Genomic DNA, 16,677 nt, shown 5'->3' with positions numbered 1-16,677 from the left:
AATGACTGGCGGGATGGCTCCGCGAGAAGTGCGCATCGGACGATCACAGACGCTTATCCTCATTACCCGATATAGTCGGGAAGGGCATATAGTGCCTCAGGATGTGTGATGATACGCGCTTCTTGAGGAGGCCGGGTTGCTCCACGCCTGCGCGGCTCACAGCAAGATCCAGGCGTTGCGCGACGTTGGATCGCGACATCGCTTTCCCATCACGGTTGGGAAGCAAGGCGGCTTCGCCGAGCAGCGTTGGGTTCAATCGCAACCAACTGCGGATCCCGGCGACGGTGGCGTCCCACAGGGGGATCGATCGCAGCTTGCGCCCTTTGCCATGCAGGTGCACGCAAGCCGCCCCGTCGAGGACCACATCGACGACGCGTACGCCGATGATCTCGGAGACACGCGCCCCCGTGTTGTAGAGCATCGTCAGCAGTAGGTAATCGCGCTGCGAGGACCAGCTCTCTCCCGGCTGGCCGAGGACGGCCACCATCTCTGCTCGCGTAAGGTAGTTGAGCATCGGCCGCTCGAAGCGCTTCATCGGTACCGACAGTGCGCGTTCGACATCGTGCAACGAAGCCACGTCACGGCGGCCGGCGAACTTCAGGAACGCGCGCAGCGCGGTAAGCCGCAAGTTGCGGCTGCGAACGGAGTTCTTCCGATCCTGTTCCAGATGATCAAGGAAGGCCAGAATCAGGTCGGGTTGGAGATCGGCCAGCCGCATCGAGGTCGGCGCCTTGCCGAGCTGGCGGCAGGCGAAGTCCAAAAACAGCAGCAAGGCATCCCGGTAACAGGCCACGGTACGCGGGCTGACCGAGCGCTGCGCGACCAGGTATTCGGTGAAGAATTGCTGGACCAGTGCAGCGAACGAAGGCGGCTTCAAGGCAAGGGTCTTACGCATCTTGCACCTCCCTCTTGGTCGCGAACGACTCGAAACGTCCAGCAGCCAACGCCATCAACTCGGGCACCGCCGAGAGGTACCAGTAGGTGTTGGTCACCAACATATGCCCGACGTAGGTCGACAGCGACAGCATGGCCTGATCGATGTCTACGCCATGAGCCTGCCACTGCACGATGCGGCGCACGACGAAGGTGTGCCGCAGGTCATGGATGCGCGGGGCATCGTGCGCTCCGCGGTTGACGCAGCCCAACTGCTGTTGCAGGTCGCGAAAGACGCGCTGCACCTGACGATCGCTGAGTGGCAGCCCTCGTCGTCGACCGCGGGTGCCGACGAAGAACGGGCCTTCCTCCGCTGGAAAGCCCTCGGCTAAGTCGCGCTGCCGTCGATACCGGCGCAAGGCATCGACGGTGCTCGGGTGCATGGGAACCTGGCGCGACTTGCCAAACTTGGTCCGGCCGATGGTCAGCATCCCATTCTTGAGATTAATGTCGCCGTTGCGCAGCGACAGTGCCTCGCCAATCCGTAGCCCCGTGGCGGCTATCAGTCCGAATAGCGTCTCGTAGACGGCGCCTCGTAGTCCCGACGCGGGCCCGAGTCGGCGCGCACAAGCGAGTAAGTCGACGATCTCCTGCTCGCTGAAGATGTGTGGCGCCTGCCGCTCTGGCAATCGTCCGAAGATCGTATCGTCGGGCACCTCGGTACGAGGCTCGAACTGCTGCAGCCAGCGAAGGAACGTGCGCAGCTTCTTCAGCCGCCGGGCCCAGGTCCGCGAGTCGCTGCTGTTGTGGCGGTCGCTTCGGGCCCAGTCGGCCATGAGTTCCACCGTCAAAGCGCCGCGATGGCCGGTAGCGTGGACGTGGCGCGCGAAGCTGCGTAGGGCATAGCCGTCATCGCGGGTGGAGAACCCCAGCCGGTGGCGCTCGACCAGAAACTGTTCGACGCGTGCTTGTAAGGAAGTTGACGCGCTCATGATGCGCTCCCCGGCCACGGTAACGCGACCTCAACCAACTTGCGGCTGTCGAGCTTGGCGTAGATCAGGGTCGTGTTCAGCGAGCGGTGACGCAAGACGTCGGCTACTTCCTTCAGCGAGGAACCGCCGGCAAGCAACCTGTTGGCCATCGTGTGGCGCAGCAGATGCGAGCGCGTGTACGGAAGGCCGGCGCGCGCGAAGGCTTGGCGGATCGTCTTGCGGACGAGATCGGCACCGGCGGGCTGGTCGCGGGGCGCGACATGACGGACGAAGACAGCTCGATTGGAAGTCTTGGGACGCTCCTGCGCGAGGTAGGCCGCGATAGCTTCGCCGGTAGTGGCGGGTAGCGGTAGCACGTCCTCGCGACGCCCCTTGGTGTGGCGCAGGACGAGCGTGCCGGCTTGCCAGTCGATGTCGTCCAGGCCGAGACGAGCAATCTCGCCGCTGCGCAACCCGAGGTCGAGCGCACAGCGCACGATGGCGTCGGCACGCCGCATTGAGCGACCCCGTTGGCCGAGCGATCCGATCAGCCGGTGGACTTCTTCCGCCGTTAGCGTCTTGGGCAGCGAGGACAGGGACCAGTTGGCAGGATAGGACACCGCGCCAATGAGTCCGTGGACGAGATCCCCGAGCGAGGCACGGTAGCGGAAGTAGCCGCGCAATGAAGCTACGACCACCCCGGCGTTCACCGGCTTGCTGTAGAGCTTCGCTTGGTCGGCGAAGAAGCGCCGAACATGCTCGGGCTTGATCGCGGCGATGTCGACTGCGCCCACGCCGAAACGGGCCGTCAGCAACCGTCCGATGATGCGCAGTGCGATGCTCCGTGTCTTCGGCGCCAGACCCCGCACATGCTCCATATACTCGCCGTAGCAGCGCAGTTCCTCGTCGACTGGTGTTGCGCCGACCGCTCGCACCGCAATGACGCCCTGAGCGCGCAGGACCACGAGCAAGTGTCCCAGAGCCGCTCTATGGTCACGCCGATCGTGTAACGTGCCAGGGCACTTGCATTGGAAATGCTCGTGGAGGAACTCTGCAATCAACCCTTCATCGATTCGGCGCCGCCGATAGCGCCCGGAGTCCGCCCATTGGGCGAAGTGCGTGATGCAGCGCAGGTAGGTAGCGACCGTGTTTGCAGCGTACCGGCGTTGGCTCAGGTACTGCTTGAAAGCATCAATGTATGGTCCGATCGGCCCGTCGGCGAAACGGTGCACGTCGGTGTGGTCGGAGCGTCGAACGATGTCCATGGTGATCTCCCAAAGTGGGACCACCACTGCATCCGCAGATTAGAACTATGTCCAGATCCTCGCTCGCTCACCTTGCCAGAGCCTTACCATGCTCGGACAGCGCTGTAAGTAACCTAGCATCTGCGCATAGTTATGACCTGAGCATAGGGGTCGCTATGTAAACCTCTGCATAGCGACCCATCTCTGCCTTCCGCTGATCGGATGGGCAGATGGCGGCTTCCAGGCTACAGCGGTCGTCCAAGCCTTCCTCCCGATGCGCATAAGCGTACACACTCTGCCCCGCCTTTCACGGGCGCGTTGGGCAACTTGCTGCACCAACACGCCCGGTGCCTGACTAGTCAGCGGTTTTTCAGCGCCTCGGCAACCCCTGCGCCATAGGCGGGATCGGCCATCGTGCAATTGCGGATATGCCGCTGCTGCACGTCCTCGCTCGCGCCGCCGAGCGAGCGCGCCGTGTTGTCGAAGAGCTGCAGCTTCTGGTCGGGCGACATCAGTCGGAACAGCGCCCCTGGCTGCGAGTAGTAGTCCTCGTCCGCGCGATGGTCCCAGTGCGCGGCTGCGCCCGAGAGCGCCAGCGGCGGCTCCGCCAGCCGCGGGCTGTCGGCCCACTCGCCGCGGCTGTTGGGCACGATGCCGGGCAGCCCGCCCTGGTTGCCGTCCACGCGCATCGCGCCGTCGCGGTGATAGCTGTGCACCGGGCAGCGCGGGGCGTTCACCGGGATCTGATGCGCGTTCACACCCAGCCGGTAGCGGACCGCATCGCCGTAGCTGAAGAGCCGCCCCTGCAGCATCTTGTCCGGCGAGAAGCCAATGCCCGGCACGATGTTGGCGGGCGAGAACGCCGCCTGCTCCACATCGGCGAAGTAGTTGTCAGGGTTGCGGTTGAGCTCCAGTACACCGACCTCGATGAGCGGGTAGTCGCCGTGCGGCCAGACTTTGGTGAGGTCGAAGGGATTGAAAGGGCAGACCTGCGCCTGCTGCTCCGTCATCACCTGGATGCACAACGTCCAGCGCGGGAAGTCGCCGCCATCGATCGCCTCGAGCAGGTCGCGCTGCGCGCTCTCGCGGTCGTTGGCGACGATCGCGGCGGCCTGTGCGTCGGTGAGGTTACGGATGCCTTGCCGGCTGCGCAGGTGAAACTTCACCCAGTGCAGCTCGTTGTCCTCGTTGATTAGGCTGAACGTGTGGCTGCCGAAACCGTGCATGTAGCGATAGCCATCGGGCAGGCCGCGATCGCTCATCACGATGGTCACCTGGTGCAGCGCCTCGGGTAGCAACGTCCAGAAGTCCCAGTTGTTTTGGGCGCTGCGCAGGTTGCTGCGCGGGTCGCGCTTGACTGCGTGGTTCAGGTCGGGAAATCGCAGCGGGTCGCGCAGGAAGAACACGGGCGTGTTGTTGCCCACCAGGTCCCAATTGCCTTCCTCGGTATAGAACTTCACCGCGAAGCCGCGGATGTCTCGCTCGGCATCCGCTGCTCCGCGCTCGCCGGCCACCGTGGAGAAGCGCACGAAGACGTCCGTCTTCTTGCCGATGCCGGAAAAGAGCCTGGCCTTCGAGTACGCCGTGATGTCGTGCGTCACCGTGAAGTGGCCGAAAGCGCCGGAGCCCTTGGCGTGCATGCGCCGCTCGGGGATCACCTCGCGGTCGAAGTGGGCGAGCTTCTCGAGCAGCCAGATGTCCTGGAGCAGCGCGGGGCCGCGCGCACCGGCGGTCTCGATGTTGAAGTTGTCGACAACGGGGGCGCCGTTGGCATGAGTGAGTTTGGTCATGGCAATGGGGCAAAAAGAGGGGTTCAGCGGAGCGGCTTCAGGAAGGAGGACTGGACGTCCAGAGCGGGAGTCGCGTCGATGGCCTCCACCTAAAGGGTGGACCGGCCATCGACGGTGCCGACTGATTCGACGCAATCAGGCCTTGATAAAAGCCAGCAGGTCCGCGTTGATGAGGTCCGCGTGCGTTGTTGGCATGCCGTGCGGGAAGCCCTTGTAGGTCTTCAACGTGCCGTTCTTCAGCAGCTTGGCCGACAGCGGCGCGGAATCGGCGTAGGGGACGATCTGGTCGTCGTCGCCGTGCATCACCAGCACCGGCAGTCCGATCTTCTTCAGGTCGTCGGTGAAGTCGGTCTGGGAGAACGCGACGACGCTGTCGTAGTGCGCCTTGGCGCTGCCCATCATCCCCTGGCGCCACCAGTTCTGGATGATGCCTTCCTGCGGCTTCACGCCCGGCCGGTTGAAGCCGTAGAACGGCCCGGCGGGAATATCGCGGTAGAACTGCGCCCGGTTCGTGGCCGTCTGCAGTTGCAGGCCGTCGAACACGTCCTTCGGCAGGCCGCCGGGATTCGACGCGGTCTTGACCATCAGCGGCGGCACGGCGTTAATGAGGCAGGCCTTCGCGGCCCGCTTCTCGCCGTGGCGAGCCAGATAGCGCACGACCTCGCCGCCGCCGGTGGAGTGGCCGACGTGGATCGCGCCCTTGAGGTTGAGATGGTTCACGACCGCGGCGAGGTCGTCGGCGTAGTGATCCATGTCGTGGCCGCTCCAGACTTGCGCCGAGCGGCCATGCCCGCGCCGATCATGCGCAACGACACGATAGCCCTTGGAGAGGAAGAACATCATCTGCGCGTCCCAATCGTCGGAGCTCAGAGGCCATCCGTGCGAGAAGACGATCGGAGTGCCATTGGAGGGACCCAAATCCTTGTAGAAGATCTGGACCCCGTCTTTGGTGGTGACATAGCTCATGGGTGGATTTCCTTCCGGAGTTTCAGCGCCATTCGGCGCAGTAGGAGCAGCGGACGCTGCGAATGGCAAAGCCACTGCTGCCGCAGTGCCTGCCCCGATGACCAGCAACTGACGGCGCGTGACGCCAGCGAAGCTAGGCTGTATGGGCGCGGGATCAACTTTCATTGGTATAGATCCGAGTGGAGACGCGATCAGTCTAGCCATGGTCTCCTCGCCGCGCGATATGCATCACGGGCAATTCGATGTTGCCGGATATTCACCAATGTCGCGGCAACGCATCCGGCGCGCGCCGCTGGGTCGTTCACCGGGCTCAGCCATCCGCGCGACAGGATCTTCAAATGCGCCGGCTCATTCTTGACGGACTCTCGCTGAGCGCGATTGGTACTTCGCGATCAACAGATTTATCCACACTCAGCCCCTAGTGCAGGCGGGCATTTGCTTCTAGATTTCAACGCGCCACGTCAGCATCGATGCATCGGATCGAGAGCCTCGCGGCCGTGTTCGTTGTCCACCCCAGTCCCAGGAGCCCCAACATGAGCCAACGCAGCAACTACCAACAGCAGTCGTCGGATGCTTTCAAGAACCATGACCACCGATGCGTTGCTCGCGCCACGCTTCGGTTGACGGCCGCGCTTGCGATGGCCGTTGCAAGCATCGCAACCGCCACGGCACATCCACATCCGGTACAACCGGCGCAGTACACCGATCCGACCGACCGCGCCATGCCCGTTCCCACGATGACACTCGATCTGGAACGCACCGCCCTGGTCGTGATCGATCCCCAGATCGACTTCATGAGCCCGAAGGGCGCCGCCTGGTCCGCTGTGGGTGAAGCCGTCACCGAGCAACGGCTCGTGCCGAACCTGCTGCGCCTGTTCGAGTCCTCGAAGAGGGCGGGCATCGTCGTCGCGATCTCGCCTCACTACTACTACCCGCACGACCACCAATGGAAGTTCCAGGCCCCCGTCGAGCTCTTCCAGCACAAGATCAAGATCTTCGACAGGCCGAGCGCACTGAGCCTGGATGGGTTCCGCGGTTCGGGCGCGGACTTCATGCCCGAGTTCAAGCCCTACATCGAGGACGGCAAGACCATCGTCGCTTCGCCCCACAAGCTCTACAGCCCGCAGACCAACGATCTCACGTTCCAGCTTCGCAAGCAGGGCGTCACCAAGATCGTCCTCGCCGGGATGCTGGCCAACCTGTGCGTGGAGTCCCACTTGCGCGAGTTTGCGGAGCAAGGCTTCGAGGTGGCCATCGTGCGTGATGCGGTCGCGGCCCCCAAGCTGCCTGAGGGCGACGGCAATCTCAGCGCGCTGATCAACTTCCGCTACATCGCCAACGCGCTGTGGACGACCGACGAGGTCGTCGCCCGGCTCGCGAAGCCCGCTGCGCGGTGACCTGTGATTGCCTCGCCCTCCTGGGATCACCGATGTGCCATGCAGGCCGCATCGGCGGGCGAATTCGGTGGGGGCGGCCCAGTCCAGCGAAGAGTGGGGTCGACTCTCGTTCGTCTTGCCAAGTCTATTGACCCCGCAGGGGCACCAATGGCGCCAAGGCGACCTGTCGATCATCAGGCGTTGGTGAGAAAGCACCCGCGCATTGAAGGTCCAGCGCCCGGATCGCTGCCGTCATGTGGTCGACGAACACGCGGATACGCGACGGCAGATGCTGACGGCTCAGGTAGCAGATGTAGTGGCCCTGGTCATCGGGTGCGTACTGTGGCATGGAGTGAACCAGTTTCCCCTCGCGCAGCAGATCGCAGATCAGGTACCCGCCCAACTGAGCGATGCCTTTTCCCTGGAGGACGGCCTCAAGCACTAGTCCGTCATCGTTGAACATGATGCGCGATGGCGGAGTCAGCTTGCGCGATCCCCCCTCCACCTTGAACTCCCATTCGTAGACGCGGCCCGACGGCAGACGGACGTTGATGCAGTCGTGCTGCATCAACGCGTCCGGCGACTCGGGCATACCGCGCCTTACCGCATACTCGGGCGAGGCGCACACCAAAGTCTGCATCGGGACGATCCGTTTCGCGACGATCCGGGAGTCGGCCAGGCGTCCGTTGAGAAACGAGACGTCGATGCGGTCCGACGTGAAGTCGCTCGCGACGCAGCCCAGGTGCAGCTCGATCTCGATGTCGGGGTACTTCTCCTGGAAGCCCCACAGCAGCGGCGCAACCACCTTGCGGCCGAAGCCCACGGGAGCGGAGACCCGCAGGCGTCCTCGGGGCGGACCGTCGCGCAGATCACGCAGGTCGTCCATCGCCTCTGTGATGAGAGCGACGCTGGGCTGGCAGCGGGCATGGAGGATCTCGCCTTCGCGCGTGAGCGAAATGCTGCGCGTCGTCCGACTCAACAGACGCAAGCCGACCTGCGCCTCCAGCTTCTGGATGCAGCGGCTGACCGCGGAACGAGTGATCCCGAGCCGGTCAGCGGCCTTGGAAAAGCCGCCTTCGGCCACGACGGTGATGAAGGCGACGACTCCGGGATAGCTCGTCGCGAAACTCGATGCAAGCGCCTCCGAGTTGTCCGCACCGGCAGTCGCCAAAAGAGGGGACTGCACGGCGAAGCAGGACTGAGCCTGGTAGCGACCGAGCCAGTCCTCGAACCGGATCGCGCCGATGCGGGGGTTCTCCCCGGGTGTGAGCGTCCGATCGGAGAGGAGGCCACCAAAGTAGCGCGCGTGGACGTCCGGCACGACCTTGCGCGTATCCTGCGTCGCCCGCAGGAAGCGCCTGACCAGTTCGTCCATCGGCATCGCCTCCGGACCGGCGACTTCGACCGTGCCGTTGACCGGCGGCGCGACTGCAACCTCGGCGAGCGCCGCTGCCACGTCCGCTGACGCGATCGGCTGGATCAGCGCCGGCGACAAGCGAATCTCCTTGCCTAAGGTGGCCAACGGGGCAGCCGACTGGGCAATGTCGCCGACAAACTCGTAGAACTGCGTCGCACGCACGATGGTGTAGGGAATGCCGGACGCCTTGATGAGGCTCTCCTGCGCGACCTTCGCCCGGAAATAGCCGCAGTCGGGAAGCCGTTCGCTACCAACGATCGACAGGGCTACATGGTGGCGTACGCCGGCGGCAGCGCCCGCAGCCAGCAGGTTGCGGCCCGATCTCTCGAGAAACTCGAGGGCCGCCTCGTCTTCCCATACTGGCGCATTCGCCACATCGACGACGACCTCGGCGCCGTCGAGCGCTTTGGCCAAACCCTCGCGGGCGATGGTGTTGACGCCGGTGTCAGGAGCGGGTGCGAGCACGTCATGGCCGCGCTTGCGAAGGTCCTCCACAAGCCTCGCTCCGATGAGGCCGGTGCACCCGATGACGACAATCTTCATGTTTTCTCTCCGTTTCTCGACCGCAAACCATTGCAGTCGATGTGCGTGGAGATTGCCCGCGCGCTCCGGGGAGGTCCTTGCCTTTACCTTGAATTTCTCTGCAGGAGAGCTTGATTCTTCGTCCAAGCGTTGCCCGATCGGGATGAGATGCTCTCACCACGGGTTGCAGTATCATCCATGGACGGAATTCGCCAGTTGCCCCCACCTGGGAGCCGAATCGGCCAGGGGATGTCAAGTGCAGTTCGTGTTTGGAGACTACGTGATCGACCCGGAACGCCGGGAGCTTTCGCATCGCGCGAAAGTCGTACCTGTCGGGCCGCAGGTCTTCGATCTGCTGCTGCATCTCGTCAGGAACCGCGACCGTGTCGTCAGCAAGGACGACCTGCTGCAGGCGGTATGGTGCGGCCGAATCGTCTCGGAATCGACGATCACCAGTCACATCAATGCGGTTCGCAAGGCCATTGGCGACACCGGCGGGGAACAGCGCTTGGTCAGGACTGTCGCCCGCAAGGGTTTCCGCTTCGTCGGCGAGATCGGCGAACACATCTCCAGAGAATCGAGGGAGCCGCCGTCGGGGCTCCTCCTTCCGGATAAACCCTCCATTACCGTATTGCCCTTCCAGAACTTGAGCGGCGATCCCGAGCAGGAGTATTTCGCCGACGGCGTGGTGGAGGACATCATCGCTGCGTTGTCGCGCATACGCTGGCTGTTCGTCATCGCGAGCGACTCAAGCTTCACCTACAAGGGCCGCGCAGTCGAGGTGAAGGACGTCGGCCGCGAGCTTGGCGTGCGCTACGTGCTGGAAGGCAGCATGCGCAAGACCGGCAACAAGGTGCGCATCACAGGGCAGCTCATCGATGCCAGGACCGGGACACATCTCTGGGCGGAGCGCTTCGAAGGCACGCTGGACGACATCTTCGAACTGCAGGACCAGGTTGCGGAAAGCGTGGTCGGCGCCATCGCGCCGCAGCTCGAGCGGGCGGAAATCGAGCGTGCCAAGCGCAAGCCGACGGAGAACCTGTGCGCCTACGACTATTACCTTCGCGGCACCGCGCAGGTGCACAGCGGAGCGCGCGAATCAATCGAGGCGGCGCTGCCCTTGTTCTACAAGGCCACCGAGCTCGATCCGGATTTCGCATCGGCCTATGGCATGGCGGCCTGGTGTTATATCTGGCGCAAGATGAATGGCTGGATGACCGATCAGCCCCGGGAGATTGCCGAGGGCACTCGCCTGGCGCGACTGGCGGTGGAGCTCGGCCGGGACGATGCTGTGGCGCTCACGAGAGGAGCTCATGCACTTGGGCATCTGACCGGCGACCTCGACGGCGGTATCGCGCTGTTCGATAGAGCTTTGCTGCTTAATCCGAACCACGCCCCTGCATGGTCCCTGTGTGGGTGCCTGCACGCTTGTCGCGGTGAAACAGACGCTGCGATTAAGTATTTGGCGCGTGCCGTTCGCTTGAGTCCATTGGATCCGGAAATGTTCAGGATGCAGGCTGGGATGGCGCTGGCACATTTCTTCGCAGGGCGCTTCGACGACGCTTCGGATTGGGCCGAAAGGGCCAAATGCAATCTACCGAGTTTCCTTGCCCCGGTCGGCGTTCTGGCGGCGAGTCATGCGCTCGCTGGACGCATGGACAAAGCGAAGGAGGCGATGCAGCGCCTGCGCACGCTCGATCCGTCACTCCGCGTCTCCAGTCTCAAGGACTGGCTTCCGATCCGTCGCCCAGAAGACCTGACCCAGTTTGCGGAGGGGCTGCGGCTGGCCGGATTGCCCGAGTGACTACGGCACGATTGCTCCTCGCCGATGGCGCATACCGGGCCGAGCGGAGCGTGCTCTCGAACAGCCGCATAGATTGCATGGATGAGACCGCGAAGGCCTTCCCTGGCGAGCAGCGTGCCGCCTGGTGCGGCCGGTGCTGCGATCATGCAGACCCATGGATGAGTCGCTTCTCAATCTCACGTCAGTCATTGAGCTGAGCGAAGGCGTCGCAATTGGGCAAGGTCGAGTCCGTCCATCGAGGCCACGCAAGAGCGCGGTTGCGCGCTGATGCTCGTCACCCATGATCCCGATAGGAACATTGCGATGGGTGGACCTGGCGAGGCTCGACTCCCATCCTCGCTTGAACGACAGTAGTCAGGCCAGCTTCGGTCATCATGAGTCTGGAGCCAGCTCACTCAAACTGGCCGGTTCCGGCCATCCCTTCCGCCGCGCATCTGGATCGGCTGCGCGGCGTCCAGGCAACTCCGAATTTCTAGTCCAGCAAAAGCGCGCGTAGTCCGGCTAATTCCGGTTTCCTACAAGGTCACGATCCGTGTTGCGCGCGAAGCCGCGGAAACGATGGACCAGCCGGTGGACATCATCAACGCCACCATCGATGCGCTGATCCTGCACCAAGTCGAGTTGCCAGCGTTCTCCACCCTGGACAACATTGCTGAGCAGATCCACACCCGCACGCAGACCGCGCTGTTCCGACGCGTCGCAAGGCGCTTGTCGGATGAGGAACGGCAGCGGCTGGACCGGCTTCTCACCCGGGAATTCACCAACCGCCTGACCGCCTACAACAACATCAAGCGCCACGCACGCCGTCCATCACGCAAGCATCTCAACCTACTCATAGAACACCTGACCTTACTCGATGGTCTTGGCGATTTCTCTCGGCGGCATCCTAGCGCCGGCGCCCGAAGGCCTGCTCGAGCTGCCGACTCCGCTGCACCTCGTCGTCGTGCAGATAGCGTGAGGTAGTCGTGATGGAGGCGTGTCGCAGGTTGTCGCGAACCGTCGTCAGCGTCGCACCCTGCGCCAGGGCTTGGGTCGCATGGGTATGCCGCATCCAGTGCGGCGTCGCGCGGCGCAGCTTGTCGGCCAGGGGCGGATGATCGGTCTCGGTGGCGTCGGCCGCCAACCAGAAAAAGCGGCGCAGCACGTCGCGCAGGCGCGGCGTCGTGATCGGTGCCGCGCCCTCCAGATTGGCCAGCAGAGGCGTGTCCGGCTTCCAGTGCGCGGGCGTCACTGGCAGGCCGCGCTGCGCCAGGTACTGATCGAGCGCGTGACGGGCCAGCGGCGGCAGCGCGACCTTGCCGGGCTTGGCGCCCTTGCCGACTAGGTGCAGCCAGCGTTCGCCGCGCGGACCCATCTCGATGCCGCCGAGCGTCGCCCCCACCAGTTCGCCGGCGCGCAAGCCCGTCGCGTAGCCGAAATCGAGCAGGAAACGCAGGCGCTGCGCGGCCGGCGCCGTCCACCCGTAGGACCACTCGAGTCCGTCGGCAATTGTACGGATCAGCTCCCACTCGCCCGCGGTGAACGCCCGGGAGGCATCCAGCCCGGCCGCCCGCTGGGCGCCGCGCACCTTCACCCCGGCGAACGGGTTCGCCAGCACGTAGCGCTGCTGGATCAGCCAGCGGAACATCGCGCCCAGCACCGACAGCGCGTAGGCGATCGAGCGCGGAGACAAGCCGCCGGTGAAGGGGCGCCATTCCGACGATGCGCGCGGCCGTGCCGGCGCGACCCAGCGCTGGTGCGGCGTGGGCCGGCGCAGGAACGCGCGGTAGGCGGTGGCGTCCTCGGTTGCCAGCGAGGACAGCGCCTTGCCGCGCTCGACGATAGCCCACAAGAGCAGGCGCTCGGCTTCCCGGCGGTACGCGCGCGTGGTTTCGGCCGATTCGTGCAAGGCCAGCCAGGCGCCGATGGCCTCGTAATCGGTGCCGGCATCGAGCGTGCACATCTGGCGCGGCGCCCGGAAGCTTCCGCGTGCTCCGTCGAATTCATTTGGCAAGCGGATCTGCTCCCACGGGACGATCCGGCCCGGCGGCGGCGCCGCGACCAGGGCGCGCGCCCGTTCGGTGAGCCCGGGGTGCGCGGCAAAGAAGGCCTCGACCCGGCGCGCGCTGCCGGTGCCCAGTCCGGCAATGGCGGCCCACCAGCGCCGCCGGCGCGGCACCCGCACCGTCAGGTCGGCCAGCGTGCCGATCCCGTGGGCATGCAGCGCGGCGGCCGCGCGAGCGGGCAGCCACCAGGCGATCGGATCGCTGATCTGCGGTTCTGGGATGGGCAGCGACTGCAACGATTCCAGCGCACGCGTCACCGCCGTGCTGTGCTTCTCTCGCTCCGCTTCGCCGCAGCGGAACAGCGTGGCCAGGTCCTCGCGCCGGCGCTGCCGCGCGAATTCGGCAAGCTGACGGCGAATCGCTCCCAACACGCCGCGCGCCGACCTGCCCGCCCCCAGCGCGTCGGGGCAATACCGCTCGACCGCCTGCCGCGACGACGCGCCGGCGTACCAGGCGCGCAGTGCGACCAGCGTGGCGGCGTCGGGAAAGTCAACTGTGGCCAAGGAGTTCCGCATGGGAGGGACGCACAGCAAGTGATGAAAAGTTGGCTCGCCGCCCCGGACCCGGCTCAATTTCGCGGATAGCAGTTTGGCAAGAAACGGCGCTATATCGCTAACATAGATTATCGGTATGGCTCTCCTTTGCGACCGCTGCGTCGACCCAATGCATCGGGGAAGGCGGTCAATCCTGGCCCCTGTTCACGCGTGGCACACCACTATCAACGGGCAGCCGTCAAGGAAAGCACGCAAGCCCTTGAAATCGTCCTGCTCAAATACTATTTTAGTTTCGCTCAGGCAGTCGCGTCGTTGCGCGCTGCGTGTTTCTGTTTGTTTGCCAGCAGCTTGGCGGGTGGATGGGAGCGCGTAGGCCCCTTCGCCTCCTTGCTGCGTCCAAGGAGGATACGACCATGAGTGACCTTTTCTTGGGAACCGACCTCTTCAGCGAACTCGATCGCATGCAAAGGCAGATGGCGAGTTTGTTTGGCGGCTTCCCGTCCAGCCTTCGCTCCGGACGCTTCGGGGCCTTTCCGCCCGTCAATATCGGCTCCACGGACGACTCCATCGAGATCGTTGCGTTCGCACCGGGCATCAAGCAAGACAAGCTCGAGGTGTCGATCGACAAGGGCTTGCTGACCATCAGCGGTGAGCGCGAAGCGGCGTATCCCGAGGATGATCCGGAGGCACGGCTATACGCGCAAGAGCGGTTTGTCGGCACATTCCGGCGAGTGGTCGAACTGCCGCAAAGCGCTGACCCCGACAAGGTGCAGGCGCGGTATGCCAACGGCTGCTTGTCCATCACTGTTGGCAAGCGTGAGTCCTCAAAGCCGCGGGCGATCACGATCCAGTAATGCCAGGAGAATGCCATGACCGATAGCACCCAAGTCGCCAAGCGCGACCCGAACGCGGTGGCACAACGCGAGGAAGACCGGTCGACGCCTACCATGACACTGCTCCCTGCGGTCGACATTGTCGAGAACAGCAGCGGCGTCACCCTCTGGGCCGATCTGCCAGGTGTGACCAAGGACAAGCTCGAGGTGAATGTCCACGACGGCAACCTCCATATCGAGGCAGAGGCGGTCGTGCCGACGCCGGCCGGCCTGCGTGTGCAGCACGCGGAGATTCGTCAGCCGCACTTTGCGCGCGCGTTTTCGCTCAGTCCCGACCTTGATGCGTCGAAGATCGAGGCGAACCTGCAGGACGGGGTGTTGAAGCTGACGATTCCGCGTCGCGACGAAGCCCGTCCGCGCCGGATTGACGTCACCGTGGCGTGACGTCTCCAAGCAGGGCGTCTACGGGGCCGACAACGGTGGCGTCCATACGGACGCCCCCGCCATGCGGCCGGGACGGGCGAACAGCATTGGCAAGTCCAATGTCACACCCCGCCGCGCCGGATTGCCGGAAGCGTCCCGACATGGCATGGCGGGGGCATCGAAACGCAGAGGCGTCGATAGGAGGACAACATGAAAACGGAACTGGGCAAGTGGAACCCCTTCAAGTTCTTGCGCAAAACGTCCGCCGACAAGCCATCGGGGACAGAGGCTTCCCACGCTCCGGCACCCCGGCACTGGGCGCCAGACTGGCCGGATGTGTCGCGGTTCTTTTCCAGCGACCCCTGGCGAGCGATGGGCGAGTTCCTGCACGAACCGCTTGCGAGCTTCGGCGGCTTGGATCGCTGGTTCGGCGACTTCAGTTCGTCGCGCTTCCAGCCGCGGATCGATGTGGTCGACGATGGCGCGGCGCTGAGGATCACCGCCGAGTTGCCGGGGATGGACCGCGAGGAGGTGCAGACGACCATCGAAGATGGCGCACTGGTGCTGCGCGGTGAGAAGAAGCAGGATATTCGGAGCGAGGAAAATGGCTGCTATCGCCTGGAGCGGGCGTATGGCGCGTTCATGCGCAGCATTCCGCTGCCGGACGGTCTCGATCTGGACCACATCGAGGCCCGATTCGAACGCGGCCTGCTGACCTTGCGCCTACCCAAGTCCGGCTCGCCGCCATCTTCAGTCCGGAAGATCGAAGTCAAGTGAGCCGGTCGGCAATCACATGGACGGCGGGTCCCGGCTGGTTTGGTCATGGCTGAGCGGGCAATTATGAGCAAAACGACGAATGAAGGTAAGCGCGGTGAACCTGCAGGTTCCGGACCGGCATTCGGCCTTCGGCGATTTGCGTTGCGGATGGAGACATCGATGGACTTTGATTCTGATTGGCTCACGTTAGGCAAGCATCGGGTGCGGCTCAGGTGCGCACGCGGATTCCCTACCGAGAGAACGCGCAGCGTGGCGGAACTGGCCAAGATTGCCATCGAGAACAACTTGAGTGCAGGAGCCCGGTTGGTCGAGGTTATCGGGCAAGGCGAGAAATCCTACACGATCACCGTTGGCACGACTTTCGCGAAAGACAGGGAAGTGGCACCCCATCTTGAGTTCGCGCTGGCCACGATGTTCGGGCTGTCGGCCGACCAACTCAACATGGAGGTCGTGGTGGTCAGCCAGGCGGAAGTGGATACGCATTTTGGCGTGTATGAGCGGATGCTGGCAGAAAAGCTTGGTATCGTGCCGCCCATCCAGTGACGCGCCATGACGAGGCCTTTGGGCCATGCCGCTAACGATGCAAGCTTGACCTCTACGAGGTTAAGCTCGCACGTGGCAGCGGCGATCCGATGAGGAGCATCGCAATGAACATCCGTCCCTTACACGATCGCGAGTTCTGGATGACAGGCTGCTAGCCGCACAAGCTCGGCGCAGTCTACGGAAAGTCTTCACGGCGCTCCGCCCATGTCAGGATCGCATCCAGTGCCGGGCACAACGCCTGGCCCCAATCAGTCAGGCGGTAGTCCACCTTCGGCGGCACCTGATGGTAGACCGTACGCGTCACGATGCCGTCCGCTTCGAGGCAGCGTAGCTGCTGGGCAAGCATCTTCTGTGTGATGCCGGGGATCAGTCTCTCGAGGTCCGAAAAGCGCTGTACCTGACCACCGAAGAGGTGAAACAGGATCACCAGCTTCCAGCGGCCTTCCAGCAGCTTGAATGCGGCTTCGACATCGATTGCGGCAGTCGCAGGGGTGTAGTTTTTTCGGTTAGCCAAAGGTTACTTACTTTTTTGTGCGTTCTTGCGATACGGTAACTGTAGCGCCATGATTGGGGCATGCAAACCTTCACGTTGAGGTGAA

General features: G+C 64.0%; 14 protein-coding genes and 1 pseudogene. 7 read left to right on the top strand and 8 right to left on the bottom strand.

The genetic code is table 11. From position 1 onward, the window contains the following. Positions 1 to 43: 43 nt before the first annotated feature. The 5 genes from RM96_RS05985 to RM96_RS05965 all read right to left on the bottom strand — a co-directional run bounded on the left by RM96_RS05985 (position 44) and on the right by RM96_RS05965 (position 5,844). Complete coding sequence (locus RM96_RS05985) at positions 44 to 895, bottom strand: tyrosine-type recombinase/integrase (protein ID WP_082016435.1); 852 nt, start codon at positions 893 to 895, stop codon at positions 44 to 46. Beyond that, the gene (locus RM96_RS05980) at positions 888 to 1,865 is read right to left on the bottom strand and encodes a tyrosine-type recombinase/integrase (protein WP_039008775.1); all 978 of its coding nucleotides are present in this window, start codon (positions 1,863 to 1,865) and stop codon (positions 888 to 890) included. The genes RM96_RS05985 and RM96_RS05980 overlap by 8 nt, the downstream gene beginning before the upstream one ends. Continuing rightward, positions 1,862 to 3,109 (bottom strand): tyrosine-type recombinase/integrase, encoded by a 1,248-nt coding sequence (locus tag RM96_RS05975; RefSeq protein ID WP_052279346.1) that lies wholly within the window; start codon positions 3,107 to 3,109, stop codon positions 1,862 to 1,864. The genes RM96_RS05980 and RM96_RS05975 overlap by 4 nt, the downstream gene beginning before the upstream one ends. Positions 3,110 to 3,447: 338 nt before the next feature. Next, the gene (locus RM96_RS05970) at positions 3,448 to 4,878 is read right to left on the bottom strand and encodes a catalase (RefSeq protein WP_039008757.1); all 1,431 of its coding nucleotides are present in this window, start codon (positions 4,876 to 4,878) and stop codon (positions 3,448 to 3,450) included. Positions 4,879 to 5,013: 135 nt separating this feature from the next. Next, positions 5,014 to 5,844 carry an alpha/beta fold hydrolase gene (locus RM96_RS05965; protein ID WP_039008755.1) on the bottom strand — a complete coding sequence of 277 codons (831 nt, stop codon included), beginning with the start codon at positions 5,842 to 5,844 and terminating at the stop codon, positions 5,014 to 5,016. A 533-nt stretch (positions 5,845 to 6,377) separates the two neighbouring features. On the opposite strand from RM96_RS05965, the gene RM96_RS05960 reads away from it, so the two are divergent. Continuing rightward, positions 6,378 to 7,241 carry an isochorismatase family cysteine hydrolase gene (locus RM96_RS05960; RefSeq protein WP_039008753.1) on the top strand — a complete coding sequence of 288 codons (864 nt, stop codon included), beginning with the start codon at positions 6,378 to 6,380 and terminating at the stop codon, positions 7,239 to 7,241. Positions 7,242 to 7,365: 124 nt separating this feature from the next. Here RM96_RS05960 and RM96_RS40670 read toward each other — a convergent pair whose 3' ends face one another. Beyond that, positions 7,366 to 9,180: a LysR substrate-binding domain-containing protein gene (locus tag RM96_RS40670; RefSeq protein ID WP_082016434.1), complete on the bottom strand. Its 1,815-nt coding sequence runs from the start codon at positions 9,178 to 9,180 to the stop codon at positions 7,366 to 7,368. A 235-nt stretch (positions 9,181 to 9,415) separates the two neighbouring features. Here RM96_RS40670 and RM96_RS05945 point away from each other — a divergent pair, with 235 nt between their 5' ends. Further along, a complete protein-coding gene (locus RM96_RS05945) occupies positions 9,416 to 10,963 on the top strand; it encodes a winged helix-turn-helix domain-containing protein (RefSeq protein ID WP_039008752.1) in 1,548 nt (515 codons plus the stop codon). Between the two features lie 522 nt (positions 10,964 to 11,485). Next, positions 11,486 to 11,839: pseudogene (locus tag RM96_RS36790) on the top strand (DUF4158 domain-containing protein); the annotation flags it as partial. Between the two features lie 10 nt (positions 11,840 to 11,849). On the opposite strand, the gene RM96_RS05935 reads toward RM96_RS36790, so the two are convergent. After that, the gene (locus RM96_RS05935; protein WP_039008748.1) at positions 11,850 to 13,523 is read right to left on the bottom strand and encodes a phage integrase family protein; all 1,674 of its coding nucleotides are present in this window, start codon (positions 13,521 to 13,523) and stop codon (positions 11,850 to 11,852) included. Positions 13,524 to 13,915: 392 nt separating this feature from the next. On the opposite strand from RM96_RS05935, the gene RM96_RS05930 reads away from it, so the two are divergent. The 4 genes from RM96_RS05930 to RM96_RS05915 all read left to right on the top strand — a co-directional run bounded on the left by RM96_RS05930 (position 13,916) and on the right by RM96_RS05915 (position 16,078). Then, entirely contained in the window at positions 13,916 to 14,356 is a 441-nt protein-coding gene (locus tag RM96_RS05930; protein ID WP_039008746.1) for an Hsp20/alpha crystallin family protein, read from the top strand. 15 nt (positions 14,357 to 14,371) lie between these two features. Then, a complete protein-coding gene (locus tag RM96_RS05925; RefSeq protein WP_039008745.1) occupies positions 14,372 to 14,779 on the top strand; it encodes an Hsp20/alpha crystallin family protein in 408 nt (135 codons plus the stop codon). Positions 14,780 to 14,968: 189 nt separating this feature from the next. Then, the gene (locus RM96_RS05920; RefSeq protein ID WP_039008743.1) at positions 14,969 to 15,535 is read left to right on the top strand and encodes an Hsp20/alpha crystallin family protein; all 567 of its coding nucleotides are present in this window, start codon (positions 14,969 to 14,971) and stop codon (positions 15,533 to 15,535) included. A gap of 159 nt (positions 15,536 to 15,694) precedes the next feature. Beyond that, positions 15,695 to 16,078 (top strand): hypothetical protein, encoded by a 384-nt coding sequence (locus RM96_RS05915; protein WP_039008742.1) that lies wholly within the window; start codon positions 15,695 to 15,697, stop codon positions 16,076 to 16,078. Between the two features lie 175 nt (positions 16,079 to 16,253). On the opposite strand, the gene RM96_RS05910 is transcribed toward RM96_RS05915, so the two are convergent. Then, the gene (locus tag RM96_RS05910) at positions 16,254 to 16,592 is read right to left on the bottom strand and encodes a winged helix-turn-helix transcriptional regulator (RefSeq protein ID WP_039008740.1); all 339 of its coding nucleotides are present in this window, start codon (positions 16,590 to 16,592) and stop codon (positions 16,254 to 16,256) included. Between the last annotated feature and the right edge of the window lie 85 nt (positions 16,593 to 16,677).

Source organism: Cupriavidus sp. IDO, assembly GCF_000812465.1.
GTDB lineage: Bacteria > Pseudomonadota > Gammaproteobacteria > Burkholderiales > Burkholderiaceae > Cupriavidus.
The sequence above is the reverse complement of the archived record's forward strand: the minus strand, read 5'-3'. Positions and strand labels throughout refer to the sequence as shown.